Here is a 26,408-nt window from a genome sequence, read left to right as displayed (position 1 = left end):
GGCGGAGCCGGGATCAGTCCTCCAGGGCCGCCTCGACGCCCTGTACCACCCGCCACATCGGGGTGCCCCGGCGGGCCACCATCACCACGACCTCCTCGTCCTGCGAGCCGGCCGCGCCGGCGCCCTCGGCGCCGTTGCCCCAGGTGTCGACCACCAGTTGCAGCGCCTCGTCGACGGCCGCCCCCACCTCGCCCTCGCCGCCCGAGCGCAGCCAGGCCCGCAACGCGTAGTTGTGCGCCGCCACCACCGCCGCCGCGATCACGTCCGCGCGCAGTGCGCCGTCCGCGCGGGCCGCGTAGCGCGAGCGCAGGTGTCCCGCCAGGGTGCGCTCGTAGCGCCAGACCACCGACAGCTCGTGGATCCGCAGGGTGGGGACCTGCTTGGTCAGCCGGTACCGCCCGACCGAGAACGCCGGGTTCCCGGCGTACATCCGCAGCACCAGCCGGGCCGCGTCGCAGACCTGCTCCACCGGGTCGCCGGACGGGTCGGCCGTCTCCAGAAGGGCCGTCATGTCCGCCAGGCAGCCGTCGTGGTCGGGGAAGACCACCGCTTCCTTCGACGGGAAGTACCGGAAGAACGACCGCCGGCCGACCCCCGCGAGCGAGACGATGTCGTCGATCGTGGTCTGCTCGAAACCCCGCTCCGAGAACAGCTGGAACGCCGCCTCCACCAGCGCGTCCCGCATCGTCGGCCGGGCTCCGCCGCTTCCGGCGGCCCGGTCCTGCTCATTCGCCTCGCTCATACCTCGGACGGTAGCACCGTCCAGGGCGTCGAGGCTGTGATCGGCGGTACTCAGTGTGCATAATCGGGGGTACTGAGTGCCACACCGAGGAGACTGCGATGACCCAGGACTTCGACCTGTACCGGATCGGCGAGGAGCACGAGATGCTCCGGGAGTCGGTGCGTTCGCTGGCGGAGGCGAAGATCGCCCCGTTCGCGGCGGCGGTGGACGAGGAGGGGCGTTTCCCGGCGGAGGCGTTGGAGGCGTTGCGGGCGAACGATCTGCACGCGGTGCACGTGCCGGAGGAGTTCGGTGGTGCGGGGGCGGACGCGTTGGCGACGGTGATCGTGATCGAGGAGGTGGCGCGGGTGTGCGCGTCCTCGTCGTTGATCCCGGCGGTGAACAAGCTGGGTTCGCTGCCGGTGCAGTTGTCGGGTTCGGAGGAGTTGAAGGCGAAGTACCTGGGGGCGCTGGCGCGGGGCGAGGGGATGTTCTCGTACTGCCTGTCGGAGCCGGAGGCGGGTTCGGACGCGGCGGGGATGAAGACGCGGGCGGTGCGCGACGGTGACTTCTGGGTGCTCAACGGTGTGAAGCGGTGGATCACCAATGCGGGCGTGTCGGAGTTCTACACGGTGATGGCGGTGACGGACCCGTCGCTGCGGTCGAAGGGCATTTCGGCGTTCGTGGTGGAGAAGGGCGACGAGGGGGTGTCGTTCGGCGCGCCGGAGAAGAAGCTGGGGATCAAGGGGTCGCCGACGCGTGAGGTGTACTTCGACGATGTGCGGATCCCGGCGGAGCGGATGATCGGTGCGGAGGGGACGGGGTTCGCGACGGCGATGAAGACCCTGGACCACACGCGGGTGACGATCGCGGCGCAGGCGCTGGGGATCGCGCAGGGCGCGTTGGACTACGCGAAGGGCTACGTGCGGGAGCGCAAGCAGTTCGGGAAGGCGATCGCGGAGTTCCAGGGTGTGCAGTTCATGCTGGCGGACATGGCGATGAAGCTGGAGGCGGCGCGGCAGTTGACGTACGCGGCGGCGGCGAAGTCGCAGCGCACGGACGGTGATCTGACGTTCTTCGGGGCGGCGGCGAAGTGCTTCGCGTCGGACGTGGCGATGGAGATCACCACGGACGCGGTGCAGTTGCTGGGCGGTTACGGCTACACGCGGGACTACCCGGTGGAGCGGATGATGCGGGACGCGAAGATCACCCAGATCTACGAGGGCACCAACCAGGTCCAGCGCATCGTCATGGCCCGCAACCTGCCGTAGCGGGCAGGCGCACCGACCGGGAGGCCCCCTGCCCCCTGCCGGTGCGGCTCCGGGGCATTGACGAAATGCCAGGTGGGGCGTGGTGCCGGTCACATGCCGGGCCCGAACGGGGGCGCTCGGGTGAGCCAACTTGCCTGTGGCACAGACAAGTTGGCCGAAAGGTGCGGCTCGGCGCGGAGGGGTGGGGCGGCCGCGGGTGTCGACCGGGCGTAGCGGGGGATCTAAGGTATGCCTTAGCTTACTGCGCGGCCCCGGGGCGCTGCCCCGGACGGCCCGCCGAATCCGTCGCACCCTCGTTCCAGGAGTGAGCATGCCCGCCCCCCGCCGTACGACCGCCGCTGCGTTCCTCGTCCTCGCCGTGGCGGGTGCCGCGCTGGTGGGGTGCTCGAAGAAGGACGACGGGAAGGTCTCCGCGGACAGCGGCGGTCCGGTGCAGGTGAACGCCACCGACAGCGCGTGCGAGCTGTCGCGGACCAGCTTCCCGGCCGGCCACGTCGAGCTGGCGGTGGCGAACAAGGGCAGCAAGGTCACCGAGGTGTACGTCTACGCCGCGGGCGACAAGATCGTCACCGAGCGGGAGAACATCGGCCCGGGCACCAGGGCGACCATCAACGCGGAGATCAAGGCCGGCACGTACGAGGTCGCCTGCAAGCCGGGCATGACCGGTGACGGCATCCGCCAGAAGATCACCGTGACGGCGGGCAGCGCCGCTCCGGTGAAGGCCGACGACCGGCTGACCCAGGCGGTCTCGGACTACCGCAAGTACGCCCAGGAGCAGGCGGACGCCACGATCCCGGTGGTGGAGCAGTTCGCCGCCGCGGTGACCGCCGGCGACGTGGAGAAGGCGAAGTCGCTGTTCGCCGCGTCCCGGGTGGGCTGGGAGCGCACCGAGCCGGTGGCGGAGAGCTTCGGTGACATCGACCCGAAGACCGACACCCGTGAGGACGCGCTGGAGGACGGCCAGGCGTGGACCGGCTGGCACCGGATCGAGAAGTCGCTGTGGGTGGACGGCAAGATCGGTGACGAGGAGAAGACCCTCGCCACCCAGCTGGTCGCCGACCTGAAGGACTGGCAGAAGCGCGTCGCGGACGCGGAGATCACCCCGACCGGCATGGCGAACGGCGCCAAGGAGCTGCTGGACGAGGTCTCCAAGAACAAGATCACCGGCGAGGAGGACCGCTACAGCCACACCGACCTGTCGGACTTCGCCGCCAACGTCGAGGGCGCCCGCCAGGCGTACGAGCTGCTGAAGCCGGTCGCCTCGGAGAACGAGCCGGAGCTGTCGAAGACCCTGGACAGCGAGTTCGAGAAGATCACCACGCTGCTCGGCACGTACCGCAACGCGGACGGCACGTACACCTCGTACGACAAGGTGACGGAGGACCAGCGCAAGGCGTTCTCGGACGCGGTCAACTCGCTCGGCGAGCCGCTCTCCAAGCTCGCCGCGGCCGTCGTCGTCAAGTAAGTCCCGGCTCGGGCAGCGCTCCGGCCCGGGCAAGGCCCTGGTCAAGGATGGTCAGGGCCGAGCCGGGCCGCAGTAAGGGCAGCGTAAGCTAAGCCTTCGTCAGGGTCGAGCAGCTGTGCGAGCCCCGCACCACAGGTCACGTCCGAGAGGGAACGCCAGAGATGGACGCCGAGAACGAGCAGCAGGCGGCCCCCGCCGAGCACGGCGGGGAAGCGCAGCGCGCAGGGCTCAGCCGACGGGCCGTCATAGGCTGGGCCGGCGCGGGTGTCGCGCTCGGCGCCGCGGCGGTGGGCACGGTCGCCGCCGCGACCATGTCGAGCGACGAGAGCGGTGCCGCGCCGCAGGCGCCGGACGTGCCCTTCTACGGCGAGCACCAGGCGGGGATCTCGACGCCCGTTCAGGACCGGCTGCACTTCGCCGCGTTCGACGTGATCACCACGGACCGGGACGCCCTGGTCAAGATGCTCAAGGAGTGGACCAAGGCGGCGGCCGCGATGACCGGTGGCCGCGAGGTCGGCGGCGGCGCGGTCGGCGCGGTCCCCGAGTCCCCGCCGGACGACACCGGCGAGGCCCTCGGCCTGCCGGCCTCCCGCCTCACCCTGACGATCGGCTTCGGGCCGACGCTGTTCGAGAAGGACGGCCAGGACCGGTTCGGCCTGAAGGCCAAGCGCCCCGAAGCGCTGGTCGAGCTGCCCAAGTTCAAGGGCGACCGGCTGGAGGCCGGCCGCAGCGGCGGCGACCTGTGCATCCAGGCCTGCGCGGACGACCCGCAGGTCGCCGTCCACGCCATCCGCAACCTGGCGAGGATCGGCATGGGCGTGGTCAACGTCCGCTGGTCCCAGCTCGGCTTCGGCAAGACCTCCTCCACCACGCCGGACAGCCAGACCCCGCGCAACCTGATGGGGTTCAAGGACGGCACCCACAACATCGCCGGCACCGACGCCGACGCCCTCGCCCAGCACGTGTGGGCGGCGCCCGGCGACGGCGCGGACTGGATGACCGGCGGCTCCTACCTGGTCGCCCGCCGGATCCGGATGACCATCGAGACCTGGGACCGCACCTCCCTCAAGGAGCAGGAGGACGTCTTCGGCCGCACCAAGATCGAAGGCGCCCCCTACGGCAAGCAGAAGGAACGCGACACCCCCGACCTGTCCGCGATGCCGGCCGACTCGCACGTCCGCCTGGCCCACCCGGACAGCAACAGCGGCCTGATGATCCTGCGCCGCGGCTACTCGTTCACCGACGGCTCCGACGGCCTCGGCCGCCTGGACGCCGGACTGTTCTTCCTGGCCTACCAGCGCGACACCCGCAAGGCCTTCGTTCCGCTGCAGACCAAGCTCGCCGCCAACGACAAGCTGAACGAGTACATCACCCACGTCGGATCCGCCCACTTCGCCTGCCCGCCCGGTGTCCGCAAGCCCGGCGAGTGGTGGGGCCAGACCCTCTTCGGCTGACCCCCGCCCCACCCCGTTCCATGAGGAGAACGCCGTGTTCGCCAACTACCTGATCGGCCTGCGAGAGGGCCTCGAAGCCAGCCTGGTGGTCTGCATCCTGATCGCCTACCTGGTCAAGACCGGCCGCAAGGACCGGCTCGGCCCGGTCTGGGTCGGCGTCGGGAGCGCCGTCGCGCTGTCCATGGCCTTCGGCGCGGTCCTCCAGTTCGGCTCCAACCAGCTGTCCTTCGAGGCCCAGGAGGCGCTCGGCGGCAGCCTGTCGATCATCGCGGTGGGCCTGGTCACCTGGATGGTGTTCTGGATGCGGCGCACCGCCCGGCACCTGAAGAGCGAGCTCCAGGGCAAGCTGGACGCCGCGCTCGCGATGGGCACCGTCGCGCTGATCGTCACCTCCTTCCTGGCCGTCGGCCGCGAGGGACTGGAGACCGCGCTGTTCATCTGGACCGCGGTGCAGGCCACCGGCGACGGCTGGAGCCCGCTGGCCGGCGCGAGCCTCGGCCTGCTCACCTCGGTGGTGCTCGGCTGGCTGTTCTACCGCGGCGCGCTGAAGATCAACCTGGCGAAGTTCTTCACCTGGACCGGCGGCATGCTGGTCGTGGTCGCCGCCGGCGTCCTCGCCTACGGCGTGCACGACCTGCAGGAGGCGGACTGGCTGCCCGGCCTGCACGCGCACGCCTTCAACATCTCCAGCACCATCCCCGCCGACAGCTGGTACGGGACGCTGCTGAAGGGCGTGTTCAACTTCCAGCCCGACCCGACGAAGGTCCAGGTCGGCGTCTGGCTGCTCTACCTGGTGCCCACGCTGTTCTTCTTCTTCCGCAAGCCGAAGGCCGACAGCGCCCCGCCGAAGCGCGCCCAGGCCGCCGAGGCGAAGGCCGCCTGACGGCCCGTCACCCACCTGGAACCGCCCGGTCGCCGCTCCTCGCGGCAGCCGGGCGGTTCCGTTTCCCGGGGCTAGGAGACGGAGAACACCGCCGCCCGGTGCTGGCTCGCGGAGTCGGTGGCAGTGGCGGTGGTGGCGGTGGTGGCGGTGACCGGCGAGCCGGCCGTGGTGCCGCCGTCCAGGCGAGTTCTGCACCACCTGCCAGCGCTGGTTCGCCGCGCCCGCGCTGAACGCCTGCAGGGCCGGCCGGCCGCCGGAGTCGGCAGGGGCGGTCAGGTACAGCGGGGGCGGACAGCTGTCGTACATCCGCACGGTGCCGTCGGTGTTGGCGGCGAACTTCCAGCGCTGCGAGGCGCGCAGCGCCGCGGGCCGTGCGCCGTGGGGCGTCAGGCGGACGGCCAGAGGCGCAGGGTCAACTCGGCGGTGCGGCGCAGCTGTTCGGCCGGAGCGCCGTCCGCGGCCTGCACGGCCAGGCCGTAGGTGAGGGCGCTGAGGTGGTCGGCGAGCGCGGCCGGGTCGGTGCCCGGGGCGAACTCGCCGGCCCGGGCAGCCTGTTCGAACCGGGTGCGGAGGGCGGCGCGGCCGGCGGCGCGACGGGCCGCGCTCTCGGCGCGGACCACCGCCGAGCCCGGCCCGGTGGCGAGCGCGCCGTGCACCAGCAGGCAGCCCGGCCCCTCCTCGCGGGTGATCACCTCGACGGTGCCGCGCAGCAGGTGCTCGGCGACCGCGCGGGCGGTGGGCTCCGACAGCGCCTCGTGCGCGTGGCGGCCCGGGCCCCGGTGGTAGCGGTCCAGGCACTGGCGGAACAGCGACTCCTTGTTGCCGTACGCCGCGTACAGACTGGGCCGGTTGATGCCCATCGCGGCCGTCAGGTCGGAGAGCGCGGTGCCCTCGTAGCCGTGCCGCCAGAACACGCGCATCGCGCACTCCAGCCGGTCGTCGATGTCGAACGCGCGCGGACGGCCCGTCACTTCGCCCTGCCCTCCGGTGGGTTCGGCCCCGATTCTGTACTGATCGATATGATAGCGTCCCTGATGTGTACCGCGCGGTACAGAATCGGGAGGGGAACCCACCATGACCACGCTCACCGCCGCCACCTTCACGCCCGACGTGCTGGCCGGCCGCACCGCCCTGGTCACCGGCGGCTCGCGCGGCATCGGCGCCGCCACCGCGCTCGCGCTGGCCGCCGCCGGGGCCGACGTGGCGATCAGCCACAGCAGCTCCGCGCCGCGCGCCGAGGAGGTCGTCCGGCAGATCGAGGCGCTCGGGCGGCGGGCCGCCGCCTACAAGGCAGACCAGGGCGACGCCGGACAGGTCGCCGCACTCGTCCGGACCGTCGACGAGGACTTCGGGCGACTCGACATCCTGGTCAACAACGCCGGCATCGTGGCCGCCGGACAGGTCGACGAGCCCGCCGACGAGGACGCGCTGCAGCGCCAACTCGCGGTCAACGTCGGCGGGGTGACGGCCGCCATCCGCGCCGCCGCGACCCGCCTGCGGCCCGGCGGACGGATCATCACCATCGGCTCCAACCTGGCCGCCCGCCCCGGCCGGCCCGGCCTCGCCGACTACTCCGCGACCAAGGCCGCCGTCACCTCCTTCAGCCGCAGCGCCGCCCAGGAACTCGCCGGACGCGGCATCACCGTCAACATCGTCCAGTCCGGCTCCGTCGCCACCGAACTCAACCCCGAGGATGGCCCGCACTCCGACGCCCAGCGCGCCGCCAACGCCCTCGGCCGCTACGGCCGCCCCGAGGAGATCGCCGCCGCCGTCCTCTACCTCGCCACCCCCGCCGCCGCCTTCGTCACCGGCAGCGTCCTCGCCGTCGACGGCGGCTTCTTCGCCTGACGGTGACGGACCGTCAGGAACGGCCGCACGGTCGGGTCAGGCGTCGGGCTCGACAGGTTGGCGCAGAACGGTGCGGAGCTTGGCCGGGGCGGTGCGGCGGGGGTCGCTGAGGTAGATCTCGTGGTGGCGGCCGCCGGGGCGGAGCGAGTGGGCGGGGAGGTAGCTGTCGTGCAGCTCGGCGAGGGCCGGGGCCTCGTCGTCGTACGGCCCGTGGTGGACGAGCTGGGCGCAGCGGCCCTCGCGCAGGGTGAGGCGGCGGACGGTCGAGACGGCGGGGAGGCGCTTCTTGCGCTCCGCGGTCTGCTTCGCGGCGTCGACCTGCTCGGGGGTGACCCGGGGCGGGAGGCTGATCAGCATGGTCCAGCTCCAGGCGTCCTTGTCGCGGGAGGTGAAGGCGGCGTGGTCCTCGGACCACCAGAGCCCTTCGAGCGGGCCCACCACGAAGTCCCCGCCCTCGGCCTGCTTCGCCGCGAACTTCAGGGTGTACGCGGTGGCGTAGAGCGCCTCGACGGCGGCGGCGTACGCCGGGGCGGTGTTCGGGTCGCCGCTGCCGTCGACGGCGAGGAACTGCTGCTCGGGGACGTCGAGCAGGGACCAGGCGGTGTTCTTCGGCGCGTAGAGCTGCTTCAGGTCGCGCTTGATGTCGTACGGGGCCACGGCGCTGCTGCCCTCCTGAGCGAGTCCGGTCCGGTAGCGGGCCGACCGGTCCTGTTCGGCCGCCGGTCGGCCGATCGAATGGTCGAGGACGGCGCGGCCGAACCCGGGAGAACCGTAGCCGTGCCGCGGCTGTTCGACCAGCAGCCCGCGCGGCGTCGGCTCGGCGGCACGGTGCCGACGCCACCTGCGCGGCGCCGCTAGGATCCGGGGTGTCACGGGGCGGCGGGCGGAGACAGGGGATGGGCGGCATGGACGAGGAAGCGGTCAAGCGGAAGCTGGGGATCCAGACCTGGCGGAACATCTCCAAGGACAAGGTGCTCAGGTTCGCGGCCGCGATGCCGGAGATGGCCACGGAGGCGCGGATCAAGCTCATCGAGCAGTTCCCCGCCTTCAAGGACCTGGGCAAGGCCGACCTCGACGCGGTCAAGGAGGCGCACAAGTCCACGCTCGCGGCCAACGAGAACAGCCAGGAGCAGTTCTACCAGGCGTCGCAGGAGCAGCGGGACGCCCTGCGGGCCGACCTCGGCCGGGACGACCTCAGCTGGGAGCAGCGGGAGGCGCTCCACGACCGCCTCGGCGAGAACGTGCAACAGGTCTACGAGAAGGACAGCGAGAACAAGAACTTCCTGGGGACCGGCATGAAGGTGGTGGCAGTCGCCGGTGCGGCCGCCCTCGCGCTGGGCGTGGCCTTCGTCGGCGGCAAGATCGTCGGAACGAGCGAGGGCGGTTCCGAAGGCTTCCAGTAGGACTGAAGGCGCCGTGCCGGACTCGGCGGGCGGCCCGGCAGCGAGGTGCACGCGGTGCACGACGCCCGTCCGGTTCGACGTGGCGACTTCGCGGAACCGGACGGGCGCCCGGCCGCCGCCCGGGGCTGAACACCCTCGGGGCGGCGGCCGTCGTGCGGGGTCAGGCCGCGGCGCCCGGGCCGTAGACCACGTGCAGGGTGCCGGTGCGGAAGGTCTCGCAGGAGAGCAGGGTCAGCTCGATCGGGTCGGCGGTGTCGTCGAACAGGCGCAGGCCGCGGCCGCGGGCGACCGGGTGGACGAACAGGTGGAGTTCGTCCAGCAGGCCCGCGGCGAGCAGCTGGCGGACCACGGAGACCGAGCCCGACATGCCGATCGGGCCGCCCTCCTCCTGCTTCAGGGCGCGGACGCCGTCCAGCAGGTCGCCCTTGAGCTGCTCGGAGTTGCGCCAGGTGAAGGACAGGTCCTGGTGCGAGACGACGATCTTGCGGACGTCGCCGAGGGTCTTCGCCATCGCGGCGTCCTCGCCGCCCGCCTCCTCGCGCTGCGGCCAGGACGCGGCGAACACGTCGTAGGTGGTGCGGCCCAGCAGGACGGTGTCCGCCGAGCCCAGCTGCGCGCCCACCGCGGCGCCCAACTCCTCGTTGAAGTAGGGAAAGTGCCACTCGTGCGGGTTCTCCACCACGCCGTCGGCGGCGATGAACATTCCCGCGGTGATCTTCCTCATGTCCGTGCTCCTCGCTCGGTGTCGCGTTGCTCGCTCACACCCGGTTGGACGGGACGGCGGCGCCGGACTCATCGGTCCCGGCGGAGGATTCCGAGAACTTTTTCGCGGCCGGGCCGCGGGCAGCGATGACTCCGGGCCCGCCGGCCGGTCAGCACAGACATGGAGACCCTCGAGTTCGCCGCCAGCCCCCACCCCGGAGCCGAAGAGCGGCTCGCCGCCCTGCTCGGCGGACGGACCGGACCGGTCCTGGTGGCCCTGCTGGTCGCGGACGTGCGACAGCCCGCCCCCCGGGACCTCCAGCTGCTCGGCAGGCTGGCGGTGCTCTCCCGGCGGGCGGGCCATCAGGTGGTGCTGCGCGGGGCCGGGCCCCGGCTGCGACTGCTGCTCGACCTCACCGGGCTCGCCGAGGCGCTCCCCGTGGAGTGAGAGCCGACGGTCCGTCAGGCCCGCGGGTCGACCGTCAGGCGCATCGGCAGCTCCCACAGCGGGAACAGCCGCTCCACGTCCATGTGGTTGGTCATGGTGGCGATCCGCCCGTCGACGATCTCCAGCACCGTGATGCCCCACGGCGTCCAGCCCTCGCCGTCCTCCGCCGGACGGTACTGGGCGAAGGCCGGCGAGCCGTTCGCCTCCACCGGCAGCAGCCGGGAGCCCTCGCAGCCGCAGCCCGCGCCCTGCCACCACTCGCCGAGCTCGACCACGCCGCGCACCCACATCTGGAACGGCGGCATGTTCAGCACCGCGTCCTCGTGCAGCAGCCGCTTCAGCCCCTCGATGTCGAAGGCCTCGAACGCCTGCACGTAGCGCGCCAGCAGCGCGCGCTGGGTCTCGTCCAGCGGCTTGAAGGTGTCGCCCTCGGCCGACCGGTCGCCGATCGTCGCCCGGGCGCGCTGCAGGGCCGAGTTGACCGACGGCACCGAGGTCTCCAGCAGCTCCGCGGTCTCCGCCGCCGACCAGGCCAGCACCTCGCGCAGGATCAGCACCGCGCGCTGCCGGGCCGGCAGCTTCTGCAGCGCCGAGACGAACGCCAGGCGGATCGACTCCCGGCCCACCGCGACCTCCGCCGGGTCGCCCGACAGCACCCGCGCATCCGGCACCGGACCCACCCAGACGTTCTCCTCCAACTGCGCGAGATCCGGCGCCGCCGCCGGGCAGGGCGAGGTCAGGTCCATCGGGCGGGCCCGCCGCTGCGCCGCCGGCGCCATGTCCAGGCACACGTTGGTGGCGATCCGGTACAGCCACGTCCGCAGCGCGGACCGCCCCTCGAACCCGTCGAACTTCGACCAGGCGCGGACCAGCGTCTCCTGCACCGCGTCCTCCGCCTCGAAGGCCGAACCCAGCATCCGGTAGCAGTACGCCGTCAGCTCCCGCCGGAACGGCTCCAGCTGCTCCGCCACCCCGTCACGATCCATGATCATTGGCACCCGACCAGCCTAGTGCGAGGGTCCGACAACGCAAGGTCCGAGCGCTCCCGGCGCGGCGGACGAGGCATGATGTGCAGCGTGGAACTCGAAGCCCACCGCGGCGAATTGACGGCCTACTGCTACCGGATGACCGGGTCCTTCCAGGACGCCGAGGACCTGGTGCAGGACACCCTGCTGCGCGCCTGGAACGCCCGCGAGCGCTACGACCCGGCGCGCGCCTCGGTCCGCACCTGGCTGTACCGGATCGCCACCAACGTCTGCCTCACCGCGCTGGAGGGCCGGGCCCGCCGCCCGCTGCCCGCCGGGCTCGGCGCGCCCGGCGAGGACCCGGGCGCGCCGCTCACCCCCGCCGTCGACGTGCCCTGGCTGGAGCCGTTCCCCGACGCCCGGCTCGACCTGGACGCCCGCGCCGAGCTGCGGCTGGCCTGGGTCGCCGCCGTGCAGCTGCTGCCCGCCCGGCAGCGCGCCGTGCTGGTGCTGCGCGAGGTGCTGGCGTTCAGCGCCGCCGAGGTCGCCGAGCAGCTGGAGACCACCGTCGCCGCCGTCAACAGCGCCCTGCAGCGGGCCCGCGCCGCCGTCGCCGCCGGCGGTGCCGCCGAGCAGGTCAGGGAGCAGCAGGAGGGCGCCGTCGTCGACCGCTACCTGGCCGCGTTCGAAGCGGCCGACGTGCCCGCGCTGGTCGGCCTGCTCGCCGAGGACGCGATCCTGGAGATGCCGCCGCTGGCGCTCTGGTACCGCGGCGCCCGGCACTACGGGCAGTTCATGGAGCGGGTCTACGGGATGCGCGGCACCGCCTGGCGCACCAGCCGGGTCGGCGCCAACGGCCAGAGCGCGTTCGCCGCGTACGCCGCCGAGGGCGACCGCCACCGCCTGCACAGCATCCAGCTGCTGGAGGTGGCCGGCGGCCTGGTCACCCGCAACACCGTGTTCACCGACCCGGCGGTGCTGCGCACCTTCGGCCTGTCGGAGGAGATCTGCTGAATCCGGGCGCGCGGCGCCGATGAGTCCGGGCGGCGCCGCCGGTACGTACCGGTGAGACACCCCACCGGAAGGAAGTACCGTCATGAGCGTCATCGTCATCGGCTTCACCACCCTGGACGGCCGGACCGCCGACCCCGACGGGTCGGACGGCACCGCCCTCGGCGGCTGGATGTTCCGCTACGGCCCCGAGCACGTGTCCGGCGACAAGTTCCGGCTGGGCCGGACCCTGCAGGACGGCGTGCTGCTGCTCGGCCGCCGCACCTGGCAGCGCTTCGGGCAGATCTGGCCGGACCGGGACGGCGAGTTCGCCGAGCGGATGAACGCCGCCGAGAAGGTGGTCGCCAGCCGCACCCTCGCCGACGCCTCCGGCTGGGCCAACTCCCGGCTGCTGGAGGGCGACCTGCTGACCGCGGTCAAGGCGGAGAGCCGCGACGTGGTGGTCACCGGCAGCGGCGGCGTGATCCACCAGCTGGTCGCCGCCGACCTGGTCGACGAGTACCGCTTCGTCACCGTTCCCGTGGTCCTCGGCGCGGGCAGCCGGCTGTTCCCGGAGGGCGCCGCGACCGGCGACTTCCGGTGCGCGGAGGCCGAGCCGGTCGGGCCGCACCTGTACAGCCGGTACGTCCGGGCCTGACGCGCGCCGGCCCCGGTGACGCACCGTCGCTCGACGGTGCGTCACCGGGGCCGGGAGGTCCGGAGAGGGCGGGCCTCAGGCGGAGGCGCGCACCACCAGTTCGGTGGGCAGGATCACCGTCGGCGCGTCGTGCCCGGCGATCCGGTCCAGCAGCAGGCGGACCATCTCGGCGGAGATCCGGTCCCAGGGCTGCCTTATGGTGGTCAGCGGTGGGCGGGTGGTGGCGGCCACCGGCGAGTCGTCGAACCCACCCACCGCGACGTCCGCCGGAACGGCCCGGCCCGCGTGCTCCAGGGCGGACAGCGCGCCGTCCGCCATCAGGTCGGAGGCCACGAAGACGGCGTCCAAGTCCGGTGCCCGGTCAAGGAGTTCGCGCATCGCGGCCTCCCCGCCGGCCCGGCTGTAGTCGCCGTGCGCGATCAGCGACTCGTCCACCGGAAGGCCGTACTCGCCGAGCACCTCCCGGTAGCCGGACAGCCGCTCGACGCCGCCCGGGGTGTCCTGCGGGCCCGCGATGGTGGCGATCCGGGTGCGGCCCGACTCCAGCAGGTGCCGCACCAGGTCCTTCGCGCCCTCGCGGTCGTCCGCCGCCACGTACGGCACCCGGCCGCGCTGGCCCAGCGGCCGGCCGCAGCAGACCATCGGGATGTCCGCCTCGCGCAGGTGCTCGATCATCGGGTTGCCGCGGTGCGAGGACACCAGCAGCACGCCGTCGACGTGGCCGGCCGCCAGGTAGCGCGTCACCCGGCGGCGTTCGGCGTCGTCGCCGGCCGTCATCAGCAGCAGCGGGATGTCGTGCTCGGCCAGCGCCGCCGTGCAACCGCGCAGCAGGGTGGTGAAGTTCGGGTCCTCGAAGAACCGCTCCTGCGGCTCGGTCAGCAGGAACGCCACCGAGCCGGAGCGCTGGGTGACCAGGCTGCGGGCGGCCCGGTTCACCACGTAGCCGAGCTTCGCGATCGCGGCCTCCACCGCCTGCTGCGAGGCCGGGCTGACGTTGTGCCCGCCCTGCAGCACGCGGGAGACGGTGCCGCGCGAGACACCCGCCACCGCGGCGACGTCGTGGATGGTCGGCGGGCGCTTCGGCCGTCCGGCCGCCCGGCCTCGGGACGCTGGTTCCGTCATCAGGATGTGGGTCCTTGCTGATCGAGGTGTCGGGGCCACTGTACTGGCGGCCCGTCAGGACTTCACGGCGCCGGAGAGCAGGTCGACCCGCCAGTAGCGCTGCAGTCCGAGGAACAGGGCGATCAGCGGCAGCACCGACAGCAGCGCACCGGTGATCACCAGGGTGTACATCGCCGGCTCGTTCGAGCCCTGCTGCAGGAGCGAGTACAGGCCCACCGTGACCGGGAACTTGTGGTCGTCGCCGAGCATGATGTACGGCAGCAGGAAGTTGTTCCAGATCGCCACGAACTGGAACAGGAACACCGTCACCAGGCCCGGCACCATCATCGGCAGCGCCACGCTGCGGAACAGCCGCCAGTCCTTCGCGCCGTCCACCCGGGCCGCCTCCACCACCTCGTCCGGGACCGCCGCCTCCGCGTAGATCCGGGACAGGTAGATGCCGTACGGGGAGAGGATGCTGGGCAGCAGCACCGAGAGGTAGCTGTCCGCCAGCCCCGCCTTCGACATCAGCAGGTACTGCGGCACCGCCAGCGTGATCGGCGGCATCAGCACCCCCGCCAGCAGGACGTTGAACACCGCCGAGCGCCCCCGGAAGCGGTACTTGGCCAGCGCGTAGCCCGTCACGCCCGACACCGCCGCGGACAGCAGCGCGCCCACACCCGCGTACAGCGCCGAGTTGGCCATCCACTGCCAGTACACGCCGCCCCGGTACGAGGACAGCTCGGCCAGGTTGTTCCAGAAACCCGAACCCGGCGCGTACGTGAAGGTGCTGAACAGCTCCTCGCGGCTCTTGGTCGCCGCCGTCAGCACCCACACCAGCGGCACCAGGCAGTACACCGCGCCCAGCAGCAGGAGCAGCGTCGGCGTCCAGGCGGTGCGCCGGCGCGGCGGGCCCATCGGGTTGCCGGGTGTGCCGCCGGGCGCCGGGGCGGACGGGCGGAGCGTGCGGCCGGGGGCCGCCGTGGTGGTGGAACTCATCTCAACTGCCTCCGTTGGCACGCTTGTTTACCAGCTTCAGGAATCCGAAGGAGAGCAGCAGGGTGGCCGCCGCGATCACCACGGAGGTGGCGGCGGCGGAGTAGATGTTGCCCTGGATGAACGCGTCCCGGTACACCTTCATCAGCGGCGACCAGGTCGAACTCATCGAGTTGGTCAGCGGCTTGATGGTCATCGGCTCGGCGAACACCTGCAGGGTGGCGATCATCGAGAAGAAGAAGGTCAGCACCAGCGAGGGCGCCACCATCGGGATCTTGATCCGCAGCGCGATCTGCAGCTCCGAACAGCCGTCCAGCCGCGCCGCCTCGTACACCTCGGCCGGCAGCGCCCGCAGCGAGGTGTAGATGACGATCATGTTGAAGCCGGTGCCGCCCCACACCGCGATGTTCGCCATCGCCAGGTACAGGCCGTTGCCGTGCAGCAGGTCGGGGCCGCTCATCCCCGCCTGGGTCAGCAGGAAGTACCCCGGGCTGACCGTCGGCAGGTACAGGAAGCCCCACAGCGTGGACGCCACGATCCCCGGCACTGCGTACGGCAGGAAGATCACCAGCCGGGAGAACGACCGGAACCGCACCCGCGGCACGTCCAGCAGCAGCGCGAAGAACAGCGCCGCCCCCAGCATCGTCGGCACCAGCAGGGCCCCGTACAGCAACACCCGGCCGGAGCCCGACAGCAGCTCCGGGTCCGACAGCGCCGAGGTGTAGTTCGACAGCCCCGCCCACACCTCGGTCCGCGCGTGCGAGCCCAGGCCGAGGCCCTTCACCTTGACGGAGCGCAGACTCAGGTACACCGCGTAGCAGATCGGCAGCGCGAAGAAGAGCGTGAACAGGACGGCGGCCGGGCCGAGGAAACCGAACGGCGCGATCGGGCCGCGGCGCGCGGCGCGCCGGACCGGGGGAGGGGAGGCCATGGCGACTCCAGGGAAGGTGAGGGCTGGGGCGGGTGCGGGCCCGGTCCGCCACCGGGCGGGGCGACGGACCGGGAGTACGGCGGCCGACGGTGCATCCGCCCCCGCCGTGCCGGGAAGGCACGGCGGATGACGGCGGGTCAGCCGGTCGCGGCGGGTCAGCCGGCGACCTGGAAGCCGTTCTTCTTCAGGTCCTCGACGGTGGACTGCTGCATCGCGGTCAGCGCCGGGGCGAAGGCGCCCTTGTCCTGCGCGGCCTTGCCGAACGCGTCCTTGAACGCCGAGTACGCCACGTTCACGTTCGGACCCCAGGCGGCCGGAGCGGTGCCCTTGGCGATCTCGGCGGCCTTCGCGTAGAAGTCGGGCTGGTTGGTGAAGAAGTCCGGGGCCGCCGACAGCAGGCTGCCGGTCTGCGCGGAGGTCGCCGCCGGGTAGATGTTGACCTCCTTCACCAGCGCCTCCAGCGCCGCCGGGTCGGTGTTCAGCCAGCTCGCGAACTTCGCCGCGGCGTCCGCGTGACCCGACTTCACCGCACCCGTGGTCACACCGGTCGCCGAGCCGCCCCAGCTGCCCGTCACCGAGGAGCCCGCCTGCCACTGCGGCAGCGGGGCGATCGCCCACTTGCCCTTGGTGTCCGGTGCCGAACTGGTCAGCACGCCCGGCGCCCACACCGCCGAGACCCAGCCCAGCTGCGAGCCGTCGTTCAGCGCCTTGCTCCACGCCGGGGTGTACATCGGCTGGTTGTCGACCGCGCCGTCCTTCACCAGGCCCGACCAGAAGTCCGCGACCTTCCGGGTGGCGTCGTCGTCGATCGCCACGCTCCACTTGTCACCCGAGGCGGTCCACCACTTCGCACCCGCCTGCTGCGCCAGGCCGGCGAACAGGCCCGGGTCGTTGGCGGAGAAGGTGGTCAGCGCCTTCTCCGGCGCCTTCTGCTTCAACTCGCGGGCGGTGGCCGCGAACTCGTCCCAGGTGGTGGGGACCTTCAGGCCGTACTGCTGGAACAGGTCCTGCCGGTAGTAGAACGCCAGCGGAGCGGTGTCCTCCGGGATCGCGTACACCGCGTCCGAGCCGAGCGTGACCTGCTTCCACACGCCGTCCGCGAACTGGCCCTTCGCGGAACCGGCCTGCTTGGCGATGTCGGCCAGCACGTCGTTGGAGACCAGCGTCGGCAGCGCCTGGTACTCGGCCTGGATCAGGTCCGGAGCGTTGCCGGCCTTCGCGGCGGTGATGGTCTTGGTGACCAGGTCGTCGCCGCCGGCCTGCTTCAGCACGCTGACCTGGATGTCCGGGTTGGCCTTGTTCCAGACCTCGGCGACCTTGTCCATGTTCGGCGCCCAGGACCAGAAGGTGAGCTTGACCGGACCGGACGCCGCCTTGGCGGAGTCGCCGGAGCCGCCGTCGGACGAGCACGCGGACAGCACGAGCGTGCCGCACAGGGCGGCGGCCGCGGCGAGGGCGAGGCGACGGTGCATGGATCCTCCCGAGGATCACGGGTTTCGAGTGAGGGAGTCGCGCCCGGGCCGCCGGGCGAGGGGGGTGCTCGGCGGAAGCGCGGCGCGGGGCAGTGCGAGTGGGGGACAGCCAGGTCAGCAGCCTGGGCCGTCGTTGTGCACGTTCACAGTACGGAAACCTGGGAGACACTTGTCAATCCCTGAAGTCATACGGTTATCTGGGCGAGACACAGCGGCACCCGGTTCTGGTTAGGGTGTGCACGTTCACAGTTCTTCGCGATGGAGCACCCCATGGATCACCCGCGGTACCCCCGCCCGGTCGGACTCGGCCCGCTCGCCTACGGCGGCGACTACAACCCCGAGCAGTGGCCCGAGGAGGTCTGGGCCGAGGACGTCCGGCTGATGCGCGAGGCCGGGGTGACCATGGTCAGCGTCGGGATCTTCTCCTGGGCCCTGCTCGAACCCGAGCGCGGCGTCCACGAGTTCGGCTGGCTCGACCGGCTGCTCGACCTGCTCCACGCGAACGGCATCCGGGCCGACCTCGGCACCCCCACCGTCGTCCCGCCCGCCTGGTTCTACCGCGACCACCCCGAGGCACTGCCCGTCACCCGCGAGGGCCACCGCCACGCGTTCGGCTCCCGCGGCGCGATCTGCCACAGCTCACCCGCCTACCAGGCCGCCGCCTCCGCCATCACCGAACAGCTCGGCCGCCGCTACGGCAGCCACCCCGCCGTCGCCCTGTGGCACGTCCACAACGAGTACGGCGTCCCCGTCAGCGACTGCTACTGCGAGGAGTCCGCCGCCCACTTCCGGCGCTGGCTCGGCGAGCGCTACGGCACCCTCAAGGAGCTCAACTGCGCCTGGGGAACCGCCTTCTGGGGCCAGACCTACACCCGCTGGGACGACATCCAGCCGCCCCGGCTCACCCCCAGCGCCGGCAACCCCGCCCAGCAGCTCGACTTCGCCCGCTTCACCAACGACGCGATCCTCGCCAACTTCAAGCGCGAACGCGACCTGCTGCACCGCCTCGCCCCCGGCATCCCCGTCACCACCAACTTCATGACCGCGCTCAGCCAGTGCCAGTCCATCGACTACTGGGCCTGGGGCCGCGAGGTCGACCTGGTCTCCAACGACCACTACCTGGTCGCCGAGGACCACCGCACCCAGATCAACCTCGCGATGGCCGCCGACCTCACCCGCTCCGTCGCCGGCGGCCGCCCCTGGCTGCTCCTCGAACACTCCACCGGCGCCGTCAACTGGCAGCCCCGCAACCTCGCCAAGCGCCCCGGCGAACTCGCCCGCAACAGCCTCGCGCACGTCGCCCGCGGCTCCGAGGGCGCGATGTTCTTCCAGTGGCGGGCCTCCCGCTACGGCGCCGAGAAGTTCCACTCCGCGATGCTCCCGCACGCCGGCACCGACAGCCGGATCTGGCGCGAGGTGGTCGCCCTCGGACGGGACCTGGGGGCCCTCGCGGAGATCCGCGACAGCGTGGTGCGACCCGACGCCGCGATGCTCTGGGACTGGGAGTCCTGGTGGGCGCAGCGCCTCGACTGGCGCCCCAGCATCGACCTCGACGCCCGCGAACGCGCCGACGCCTGGTACGCCGCCACCTGGGACGCCCACCTCACCGTCGACTTCGCCCACCCCGAGGCCGAGTTGAGCCGGTACCCCCTGGTGGTCGCCCCCGCCCTCTACCTGATGACCGAAGCCGCCTCCCGGAACCTGCGCCAGTACGTCGCCGCCGGCGGCACCCTCGTCGTCTCCTGCTTCTCCGGCATCGTCGACGAACACGACACCGTCCATCCCGGACCGCACCCCGGCGCCCTGCGCGAGCTGCTCGGCCTGGTGGTCGAGGAGTTCGCCCCGCTCCGGGCCGGCGAACGCGTCGCCCTGGAGGCGGCCGACGGCGGCCCGGCGCTGCACGCCGACGTGTGGACCGAGTTCCTGCTGCCGGAGGGCGCCGAGACCCTCTACCGCTACGCCGACGGCCCCGCCGCCGGCCGGCCCGCCGTCACCCGCCACGCGGTCGGCGGCGGCCAGGTCTACTACGTCTCCGCCCGCCTCGACGGCGAGGGCCTGTCCCGGATCCTCCAGCTCGCCGCCGCCGCGGCCGACCTGACGCTCCCTCGACTCCCGCACGACGTCGAGGTGGTGGAGCGCGTCGGCGAGCACGGCCGCTACCTGTTCGCCATCAACCACGGCGAACAGGACGCCGACGTCCCGCTCGCCGCCCCCGGCACCGAACTCCTCACCTGCGCCGAGGTGTTCGACACCCTGACCGTCCCGGCGGGGGCCACCCGGGTGGTCCGCCACTGACCGCCCTGGCGACCTTCGGCCGCGCCCCGCCCCGACGAGGGGCGGGCGCGGCTTCCTGCTGTTCCGGGACCGCGCCGACGTGGGGGAGCCGTCACGGGCGACCGGCGTCGCGGTCGTCCGCCAGGCGGGTGAGCCATTCGACCAGGAGGTGCTGCTCGGCGGGAGACAGGACGTCCGGGTCGTCGGGAAGGGCGGCGCGCAGCGCGCGGGCGGCGGGTGCCGGGCCGGACTCCGCGGCGGGGACGGTGGGTTCGGCGCGGGTGACGGCGGCGACCATCGCCTCGCGGAGGATGGTCAGCAGCGCCGGATCGCGCCGATCCACCGGGGTGGAGTGCCAGGTGGTCACCCCGCCCTGGCCGGTGGCCCGGATGATCTGGGCGGCCAACTCCTCGTCGACCCGCAGCCAGCCCGCGGCCGCCAGCCGCCGCACCCGGCCGCGGAGGATCTCCAGGCCCGCGTGGTGCGCCGCGGTCGCCCCCGCGCCGGTCGCCCGGTTCATCACGGCGAACAGCTCCGGGCGGGAGACCCCGAACTCGACCACCAAGTCCCAGCCGCGGCGCAGCTCCTCCACCGGATCCTCCGGCGCCGGATCGAGCTGCGCGTTCTTGCTCTCCAGGAACTGCGCGTAGCCGTACTCCGCGACCGCCTCCAACAGCCCCTCCTTGTCGCCGAAGTGACGGTAGATGGCCGGCGGCTGCATCCCGGCCGCGGCGGCGACCGCACGGGTGCTCACGGCGTCGGGGCCGCCGCTCTCCAGCAGCTCGATGGCCGCCTCGACGATACGCCGGCGAGGCGAGTCGGCGGCCTCGCGGCTCGGGGTTTCGCGGTCGGCGGCGTGGCGGGCGGGGGTCGCGCGGGTCGGCATGTATCGATGGTACCGGGATCTTGCTTCCAGTGTTAGTTCCAGTGTTATCGTTGAGGTGATTCCACTGGAAACGCCGCCGTCTGGAGAACCCATGATCATCGTCACCGGAGCCACCGGAAAGCTCGGCCGTCGCGTCGTCGAGCGGCTGCTCGCCCGCGTCCCCGCCGAGCGCCTCGGCGTCAGCGTCCGCGATCCCCGCAAGGCCCAGGACTTCGCCGACCGCGGCGTCCGCGTCCGGCAGGGCAGCTTCGACGACCCGGCCTCGCTCGTCCACGCCTTCGAGGGCGCCGAGCAACTGCTGCTGGTCTCCCTCGACCGCACCGGCGAGGAGTGCGTCGCCGGCCACCGGGCCGCGATCGACGCCGCCGTGAAAGCCCGCGTCGGCCGCATCCTCTACACCAGCCAGATGGGCGCCGCCCACGACTCGCACTTCCAGGCCTGCCGCGACCACGCCGTCACGGAAGACCTGCTGCGCGCCACCGGCCTGCCCTGGACGGCGCTGCGCAACGGCTTCTACGCCGCCAGCGCCCTGCAGTTCCTGGAGGCCGCCCGCCACAGCGGAGACATCGCCCTCCCCGCCGACGGCCCCGTCACCTGGACCGGCCACGACGACCTCGCCGAGGCCACCGCCGCGATCCTCACCGACGACGGCCGCTTCGAAGGGCCCACCCCGCCGCTCACCGGCCCGGCCGCCCTCGACTTCGACGCCGTCGCGGAACTGGCCGCCCGGGTCACCGGTCGGCCCTTCACCCGCACCGTCGTCCCCGACGGCGCCTTCCGTGAGCAGGCGCTCGCGCACGGCGCCCCCGCACCCGTCGCCGACCTCCTGGTGAGCATCTTCGCGGCAGCCCGCCACGGCGAGTTCACCGCCGTCGACCCGACGCTCGCCGACCTCCTCGGCCGCGAGCCCGCCGCCTTCGGCACGCTGCTGGCGCAGGCTTGGGCCGCCTAGGTTCCGTCCGGCGGGCCATGGTCGATCGATGAGGCACTGCCCCGCCGGGGTTGGGCTGCGAGCGATGCTGGCGGCCTGACGGCAGGGGGAGGCCCCGGGTGGCGATACCGCCGCGCGCGGAAGAGGGCCGGCTGCACTCCATCGTCGGATCACGACGCTGCGCGCGGGGCGGCTGCGACGCGCTGGAGCGGCGCGATCCGTGGGCCCCGGACGCCGTCGGGTTCGAGCGCGCCGGCCGGTGTCGCCCGCGATGCTCGGCGACTCAGCGGTGGTGTCTCGTCAGGCCCAGTCCTCCGGTTCCCAGGCGTAGAGCAGGTCGAGCAGTTCCCGGTCCCCGTCGAGTCGCAGGGCGTCCACCGGTATGCGGTCGTAGCGCCACAGGACCAGGTCACTGGCCGTGCCGGTGATGGCGAGGCCTGCCGCTTCCGGGGCCTCTCCGCTGGCGGGCAGTCGGGTGGTCCGGGCGCCGGCGCCGTCGACCGTGAGGCGCCAGGAGCGGCCCTCGGTGGCGTGGAAGTCGAAGGCGGTGGGCCGGTGCGGCCAGGCACTCCTGGTGAAGCTGGCGATGAACAGGCTCTCCTCGACACCGTCGAGCGCCACCTCGACCGGCAGTGCGGCGGACTCGCCCACGGTGAGCTGGGCGTCGTAGGTGTGCACCGCGATCTCCTGGACCTGGTGCCGGGCCACGCCGCCGGCGGTGTGCGGCGTCTGCGTGACACCCCAGCCGGTGAAGCAGCCCTGGTCCGGACCGGCTTCCCGCAGGGCTGCCAGCAACAGCTCGGTCGAGGCGGCCAGCCAGGCCAGCACGGCCTCGCGTTCCTGCGGCGCGACGGCGTCACCCCCGGCCGGGGTCCTGGACGTGGCGTCCGGCCCGGCCGCGACGGTGGCGGCCCAGCGGCGGCGGCCCTCGCCGATGTGCTGCACCAGGTCGGACAGCGTCCACTCGGGGCAGGTCGGCACGGGCAGGTCGAGGCTGGGCGCGACGGCGACCGCGGCGCGGAAGGCGGCTGCACGGTCGTCGATCAGCTGCAGCAGCTCGGGAAACTCCGGGGTCTTGGGCACGGCGGTAGTCGTACCACCTTGATCCGTTCGCCCGACAGCGGTTTTCCCGGTGGGGCGGTGGTCGATCAGGGCGTCAGCACCACCTTGCCGAGGTTCGCCCGCGCTTCGATCAGCGCGTGGGCGCGGGCGGCCTCGGCGAGCGGGATCGTCGCGTGCACGGCGGTGCGCAGCCGGCCGGTGCGGAACAGCTCCCATTGCTCCTCGCGCCACCGGGTGTACCGCTCGGGCTGGTCGCGGGCGACGGCCGCCATCCGGAAACCGGTCGCGGAGGCGCTGCGCACCAGCAGTTCGTACGCGTCGATCGATCCGCCGCCGGAGCTGAAGGCCACCAGGCGGCCGCCTGGCGCGAGTGCCCGTACGGCCGGGGCGAGCAGCTCGCCGCCGACGCCGTCCAGGACCAGGTCGACCGGTTCGCCCCAGGTGGAGTCGCCGTAGCCGACCACCTCGTCGGCGCCGAGGCCGCGGACGTGGGCCGCCTTCGCGGTGTCGCTCACCGCCGCGACCACGCGCGAGGCCCCGCCGTTCCTGGCGTACTGCAGCGCGAGGCCGCCGACGGCGCTGGCGGCGGCGGTGACCAGCACCGACTCGCCCGGCCCGACCCGGCCGGCGGCGTACGCGCCGCGCGCCACCAGTCCGCTGCGGACCAGCGCCACCGCGTCGACGGGGCTCGCCCAGGCCGGAACGTGCGAGGCCATCGTCTCGTGCAGCACCGTCAGTTCGGCGTAGCCGTCGGTGAAGGGGAGGCCGGTCACGGCGTCACCCACGGCGAAGCCGGTCACGCCCGGGCCGACGGAGACGACGGAGCCGGCCACCTCGCCGCCGAGCGGCGCCGGCTCCTTGCCCTCGCGGACCTTGCGGACGGCGGGGAGCGTCACGCCGATCGCCTCGCAGCGCACCAGCAGCTCGCCGGGGCCCGGCTCCGGGACGGGCGCCTCCTCGACGAAGAGGACCTCGGGGCCGCCGTTCTTCTCGTAGCGGACGCGGCGCAACGGACACCTCCTGGATGCGGATTCATTGGAACTCCCAACGGAAATGAACCTAGCGGGACATTCATTGGGATGTCCAACGGTTTCCGCTACCCTCGCCCTCATGGACCCGATGCACGCCGAGCCGCACCCCGGGGCGCTCGCCCACCTGCAGTCCCTGCCGAGCTGGCTCGCCGGACGCGTCGCGGCGCGCGGCCGGAGCCTGGTCGCCGAGGCGATCGCGGAGCACGGCCTGAAGCTCCAGCACTACGCGGTGCTGGCGGCCGCCGTGGACGAAGGCCCGCTGGCCCAGGCCGATCTGGTCCGCCGCCTGGCGTTCGATGCGAAGGACGTCGTCCTGCTGGTCAACCACCTCGAGCGGGAGGGCCTGGTGGTCCGCGAACCCGACCCCCGCGACCGCCGCAAGAACGCGGTGACGGCGACCCCGGCGGGCCTCCGCCTCCAGCGCACCTGCGCCCGCCTCGCCGACGTGGCCAACGAGCGGCTGCTCGCCCCGCTCGATCCGGCCGAGCGCCGGACGCTGCTGGCACTGCTGACCCGGATCGTCCGGGACTGAGCCCGCCCCCGGCGGTGGCCTTCCGTGCTCGGTGAGGGCTGGTGGGGGGAGGGCGTCCGCGGTAATTTAGTTCACATCAGCTAACTATCAGTGCGTTTCGAGGGGCGGGCAGGAGATGGCGGGCGTGCAGACCGAGAAACGGTGGGTCGGGGCGGAGCATCCGCGGTACAAGTGGGTGGCGCTGTCGAACACGACGCTGGGGATGCTGATCGCGACGATCAACTCCTCGATCGTGCTGATCTCGCTGCCGGCGATCTTCAACGGGATCCACCTCAACCCGCTGCAGCCGGGGAACGTCAGCTACCTGCTGTGGATGCTGATGGGCTACATGCTGGTGACGGCCGTGCTGGTGGTGACGCTGGGACGGCTGGGGGACATCTGGGGCCGGGTGCGGATCTACAACGCGGGGTTCCTGATCTTCACGGTCACCTCGGTGATCCTCTCGCTCGACCCGATGGACGGCGGCGGCGGGGCGCTCTGGCTGATCGGCTGGCGCGTCGTGCAGGCCGTCGGCGGGGCGATGCTGATGGCGAACTCGGCGGCGATCATCACGGACGCGTTCCCGGCACGGCAGCGCGGGATGGCACTGGGCGTCAACATGGTCGCGGCGATCGCGGGTTCGTTCATCGGCCTGGTGCTCGGCGGGCTGCTGGCCGAGTGGAACTGGCGGTCGATCTTCTGGGTGAACGTGCCGATCGGCATCATCGGCACGGTCTGGGCGTACCGCTCGCTGCACGAGACCGGGGTCCGGCGGCCCGGGAAGATCGACTGGTGGGGCAACGTCAGCTTCGCGGTGGGGCTGACGGCGCTGCTCGCCGCGATCACCTACGGGATCCAGCCCTACGGCGGGCACACCATGGGCTGGACCAACCCGTGGGTGCTGGCCGGGCTGATCGGCGGCGCCGCGGTGCTGGCGGCGTTCTGCGTGATCGAGAGGAAGGTCGCCGAGCCGATGTTCCCGCTGCGGCTGTTCCGCGACCCGGTGTTCGCGGGCGGCAACCTGGCGACGCTGCTCGGGTCGGTGGCGCGCGGCGGGCTGCAGTTCATGCTGATCGTCTGGCTGCAGGGGATCTGGCTGCCGCTGCACGGCTACGAGTACGAGGACACGCCGCTGTGGGCCGGCATCTACCTGGTGCCGCTGACCGTCGGGTTCCTGGCGGCGGGGCCGGTCGCCGGGTGGCTGTCGGACCGGTTCGGGGCACGGCTGTTCGCGGCCGGCGGGCTGGTGGTGATGGCGGCCTCGTTCGCGGGCCTGCTGATCCTGCCCACCGACTTCGGATACGTGTGGTTTGCTCTGCTGGTGTTCCTCAACGGTCTCGGCGGCGGCCTGTTCGCCGCACCCAACACGGCGCTGGTGATGTCCAGCGTCCCGGCAGCGGACCGCGGCGCGGCCTCGGGCATGCGGGCGACGTTCCAGAACGCCGGCATGGTGCTGTCCATCGGCGTGTTCTTCTCGCTGATGGTGGCCGGTCTGGCCGGCTCGCTGCCGCAGACCCTGAGCGACGGACTCACCGGGCAGGGCGTGTCCCCGGCCGACGCCCACGCGGTGGCCCAACTCCCTCCGGTGGGAACGCTGTTCGCCGCGTTCCTGGGTTACAACCCGATCCACGAACTGCTCGGCCCGCAGGTGCTGGGCACCCTCCCGGCGTCCAACGCGCAGACCCTGACCGGGCGGGAGTTCTTCCCGAACCTGATCTCGGGGCCCTTCCACGACGGCCTGATGGTGGTCTTCTCGCTGGCGATCGCCATGTCGCTGGTCGCCGCCGCGGCCTCGCTGCTGCGCGGCCGCGCCGCGACTCCCGCCGACGGCGCCCCGGAGCCGGCCGGCGTGCCCGACGGGGACGCCGCCGTCAGCCGGGGCGCGTCGTGAACGAGACGGCCGAGCAGGCGGGTCCGGCGGCCGGGACCGGATTGGACCCGGCCGCGGTGGTGCGGCTGCGCCTGGTGATCGCGCGCCTGCACCGGCAGCTCGCGCAGGCCTCCGACCGGCAGGACTTCACCTTCGCGCAGCTGTCGGCGCTGGCCCGGATCGAGCAGCACGGCCCGATCCGGCTGGGCGAACTCGCCGCGCTGGAACGGGTCGCCGCCCCGTCGATGACCCGCACCGTCGCACCGCTGGTCGCCTCCCGGCTGGTCAGCCGGGTGCCCGACCCCGAGGACGGCCGCTCCGCGCTGGTCGAACTCTCCCCGGAAGGCGTCGAGCTGTTCGCCGACACCCGGCAGCGCCGCTCCGAGGTACTGGCCCGGCGGACAGCCGGACTGACGGCGCAGGAACGGGAGTTGCTGATCGACGCGCTGCCCGTGCTGGAACGCCTGGTGGCCTCCGAGGGCTGAGGCCCGCGACGTCGTCGAACCCGGCCGGCGCAGGTGATCGTGAGGACTCA

At 72.6% G+C, this 26,408-nt stretch carries 26 protein-coding genes; 14 read left to right on the top strand and 12 right to left on the bottom strand.

Features of this window, described 5'->3' with window-relative positions; all coding sequences use genetic code 11:
• Positions 1-13: 13 nt before the first annotated feature.
• Entirely contained in the window at positions 14-742 is a 729-nt protein-coding gene (locus tag BX266_RS01620) for a TetR family transcriptional regulator (RefSeq protein ID WP_099897145.1), read from the bottom strand.
• Positions 743-840: 98 nt separating this feature from the next.
• Between BX266_RS01620 and BX266_RS01615 the strand changes: the two genes are divergently transcribed.
• The 4 genes from BX266_RS01615 (at position 841) to efeU (ending at position 5,794) form a co-directional block, all read left to right on the top strand.
• Positions 841-1,992 carry an acyl-CoA dehydrogenase family protein gene (locus tag BX266_RS01615; RefSeq protein WP_099897144.1) on the top strand — a complete coding sequence of 384 codons (1,152 nt, stop codon included), beginning with the start codon at positions 841-843 and terminating at the stop codon, positions 1,990-1,992.
• A gap of 310 nt (positions 1,993-2,302) precedes the next feature.
• Entirely contained in the window at positions 2,303-3,457 is a 1,155-nt protein-coding gene (efeO, locus tag BX266_RS01610) for an iron uptake system protein EfeO (RefSeq protein ID WP_099897143.1), read from the top strand.
• 161 nt (positions 3,458-3,618) lie between these two features.
• The gene (gene efeB / locus BX266_RS01605; RefSeq protein WP_099897142.1) at positions 3,619-4,911 is read left to right on the top strand and encodes an iron uptake transporter deferrochelatase/peroxidase subunit; all 1,293 of its coding nucleotides are present in this window, start codon (positions 3,619-3,621) and stop codon (positions 4,909-4,911) included.
• A 34-nt stretch (positions 4,912-4,945) separates the two neighbouring features.
• Positions 4,946-5,794 (top strand): iron uptake transporter permease EfeU, encoded by an 849-nt coding sequence (efeU, locus tag BX266_RS01600; protein ID WP_099897141.1) that lies wholly within the window; start codon positions 4,946-4,948, stop codon positions 5,792-5,794.
• A gap of 386 nt (positions 5,795-6,180) precedes the next feature.
• On the opposite strand, the gene BX266_RS01595 is transcribed toward efeU, so the two are convergent.
• Positions 6,181-6,765 carry a TetR/AcrR family transcriptional regulator gene (locus tag BX266_RS01595; protein WP_259464482.1) on the bottom strand — a complete coding sequence of 195 codons (585 nt, stop codon included), beginning with the start codon at positions 6,763-6,765 and terminating at the stop codon, positions 6,181-6,183.
• Between the two features lie 103 nt (positions 6,766-6,868).
• Between BX266_RS01595 and BX266_RS01590 the strand changes: the two genes are divergently transcribed.
• Positions 6,869-7,642, top strand: a complete 774-nt coding sequence (locus BX266_RS01590; RefSeq protein WP_099897140.1) for an SDR family NAD(P)-dependent oxidoreductase — start codon at positions 6,869-6,871, stop codon at positions 7,640-7,642.
• Between the two features lie 36 nt (positions 7,643-7,678).
• Here the strand turns inward: BX266_RS01590 and BX266_RS01585 are convergent, their stop codons facing one another.
• Positions 7,679-8,515, bottom strand: a complete 837-nt coding sequence (locus BX266_RS01585) for a GyrI-like domain-containing protein (RefSeq protein ID WP_259464481.1) — start codon at positions 8,513-8,515, stop codon at positions 7,679-7,681.
• A 32-nt stretch (positions 8,516-8,547) separates the two neighbouring features.
• Between BX266_RS01585 and BX266_RS01580 the strand changes: the two genes are divergently transcribed.
• The gene (locus BX266_RS01580) at positions 8,548-9,045 is read left to right on the top strand and encodes a hypothetical protein (RefSeq protein ID WP_143686840.1); all 498 of its coding nucleotides are present in this window, start codon (positions 8,548-8,550) and stop codon (positions 9,043-9,045) included.
• Between the two features lie 160 nt (positions 9,046-9,205).
• On the opposite strand, the gene BX266_RS01575 is transcribed toward BX266_RS01580, so the two are convergent.
• Entirely contained in the window at positions 9,206-9,769 is a 564-nt protein-coding gene (locus tag BX266_RS01575; protein ID WP_099897137.1) for a dihydrofolate reductase family protein, read from the bottom strand.
• A gap of 159 nt (positions 9,770-9,928) precedes the next feature.
• On the opposite strand from BX266_RS01575, the gene BX266_RS01570 reads away from it, so the two are divergent.
• A complete protein-coding gene (locus BX266_RS01570) occupies positions 9,929-10,195 on the top strand; it encodes a hypothetical protein (RefSeq protein ID WP_099897136.1) in 267 nt (88 codons plus the stop codon).
• 14 nt (positions 10,196-10,209) lie between these two features.
• On the opposite strand, the gene BX266_RS01565 is transcribed toward BX266_RS01570, so the two are convergent.
• Positions 10,210-11,187 (bottom strand): sigma-70 family RNA polymerase sigma factor, encoded by a 978-nt coding sequence (locus BX266_RS01565; protein WP_099897135.1) that lies wholly within the window; start codon positions 11,185-11,187, stop codon positions 10,210-10,212.
• An 18-nt stretch (positions 11,188-11,205) separates the two neighbouring features.
• Here BX266_RS01565 and BX266_RS01560 point away from each other — a divergent pair, with 18 nt between their 5' ends.
• Positions 11,206-12,174, top strand: a complete 969-nt coding sequence (locus BX266_RS01560) for an RNA polymerase subunit sigma-70 (protein ID WP_259464480.1) — start codon at positions 11,206-11,208, stop codon at positions 12,172-12,174.
• Positions 12,175-12,256: 82 nt separating this feature from the next.
• Positions 12,257-12,808, top strand: a complete 552-nt coding sequence (locus BX266_RS01555) for a dihydrofolate reductase family protein (protein WP_099897133.1) — start codon at positions 12,257-12,259, stop codon at positions 12,806-12,808.
• 75 nt (positions 12,809-12,883) lie between these two features.
• Here BX266_RS01555 and BX266_RS01550 read toward each other — a convergent pair whose 3' ends face one another.
• From BX266_RS01550 to BX266_RS01535, 4 genes are all read right to left on the bottom strand, one after another.
• On the bottom strand, positions 12,884-13,930 hold the full coding sequence (locus BX266_RS01550; RefSeq protein ID WP_099897132.1) for a LacI family DNA-binding transcriptional regulator: 1,047 nt from the start codon (positions 13,928-13,930) through the stop codon (positions 12,884-12,886).
• A 54-nt stretch (positions 13,931-13,984) separates the two neighbouring features.
• Complete coding sequence (locus BX266_RS01545; RefSeq protein ID WP_099897131.1) at positions 13,985-14,908, bottom strand: carbohydrate ABC transporter permease; 924 nt, start codon at positions 14,906-14,908, stop codon at positions 13,985-13,987.
• A 1-nt stretch (position 14,909) separates the two neighbouring features.
• Complete coding sequence (locus BX266_RS01540) at positions 14,910-15,836, bottom strand: carbohydrate ABC transporter permease (RefSeq protein WP_099897130.1); 927 nt, start codon at positions 15,834-15,836, stop codon at positions 14,910-14,912.
• 155 nt (positions 15,837-15,991) lie between these two features.
• The gene (locus tag BX266_RS01535) at positions 15,992-17,308 is read right to left on the bottom strand and encodes an ABC transporter substrate-binding protein (protein ID WP_099897129.1); all 1,317 of its coding nucleotides are present in this window, start codon (positions 17,306-17,308) and stop codon (positions 15,992-15,994) included.
• Between the two features lie 270 nt (positions 17,309-17,578).
• Between BX266_RS01535 and BX266_RS01530 the strand changes: the two genes are divergently transcribed.
• The gene (locus BX266_RS01530; RefSeq protein WP_099897128.1) at positions 17,579-19,603 is read left to right on the top strand and encodes a beta-galactosidase; all 2,025 of its coding nucleotides are present in this window, start codon (positions 17,579-17,581) and stop codon (positions 19,601-19,603) included.
• 91 nt (positions 19,604-19,694) lie between these two features.
• On the opposite strand, the gene BX266_RS01525 is transcribed toward BX266_RS01530, so the two are convergent.
• Positions 19,695-20,468 (bottom strand): TetR/AcrR family transcriptional regulator, encoded by a 774-nt coding sequence (locus BX266_RS01525; RefSeq protein ID WP_099897127.1) that lies wholly within the window; start codon positions 20,466-20,468, stop codon positions 19,695-19,697.
• A 91-nt stretch (positions 20,469-20,559) separates the two neighbouring features.
• Between BX266_RS01525 and BX266_RS01520 the strand changes: the two genes are divergently transcribed.
• Positions 20,560-21,420, top strand: a complete 861-nt coding sequence (locus BX266_RS01520; protein WP_099897126.1) for an SDR family oxidoreductase — start codon at positions 20,560-20,562, stop codon at positions 21,418-21,420.
• Between the two features lie 279 nt (positions 21,421-21,699).
• Here BX266_RS01520 and BX266_RS01515 read toward each other — a convergent pair whose 3' ends face one another.
• Both BX266_RS01515 and BX266_RS01510 read right to left on the bottom strand, forming a co-directional pair.
• Positions 21,700-22,482, bottom strand: a complete 783-nt coding sequence (locus BX266_RS01515) for a maleylpyruvate isomerase family mycothiol-dependent enzyme (RefSeq protein WP_099897125.1) — start codon at positions 22,480-22,482, stop codon at positions 21,700-21,702.
• 65 nt (positions 22,483-22,547) lie between these two features.
• A complete protein-coding gene (locus BX266_RS01510) occupies positions 22,548-23,471 on the bottom strand; it encodes a zinc-binding dehydrogenase (protein WP_099897124.1) in 924 nt (307 codons plus the stop codon).
• Positions 23,472-23,571: 100 nt separating this feature from the next.
• Between BX266_RS01510 and BX266_RS01505 the strand changes: the two genes are divergently transcribed.
• The 3 genes from BX266_RS01505 (at position 23,572) to BX266_RS01495 (ending at position 26,358) form a co-directional block, all read left to right on the top strand.
• Complete coding sequence (locus BX266_RS01505) at positions 23,572-24,024, top strand: MarR family winged helix-turn-helix transcriptional regulator (RefSeq protein ID WP_259464479.1); 453 nt, start codon at positions 23,572-23,574, stop codon at positions 24,022-24,024.
• 115 nt (positions 24,025-24,139) lie between these two features.
• Entirely contained in the window at positions 24,140-25,894 is a 1,755-nt protein-coding gene (locus BX266_RS01500) for an MFS transporter (RefSeq protein WP_099897123.1), read from the top strand.
• Complete coding sequence (locus BX266_RS01495; protein WP_099897122.1) at positions 25,891-26,358, top strand: MarR family winged helix-turn-helix transcriptional regulator; 468 nt, start codon at positions 25,891-25,893, stop codon at positions 26,356-26,358. The genes BX266_RS01500 and BX266_RS01495 overlap by 4 nt, the downstream gene beginning before the upstream one ends.
• Positions 26,359-26,408: the final 50 nt, after the last annotated feature.

Origin of the sequence: Streptomyces sp. TLI_171, assembly GCF_003610255.1 — a bacterium.
In the GTDB taxonomy this organism is placed as follows: domain Bacteria; phylum Actinomycetota; class Actinomycetes; order Streptomycetales; family Streptomycetaceae; genus Kitasatospora.
Note: the sequence above shows the minus strand (reverse complement) of the source record. Positions and strands in the feature narration are given on the sequence as shown.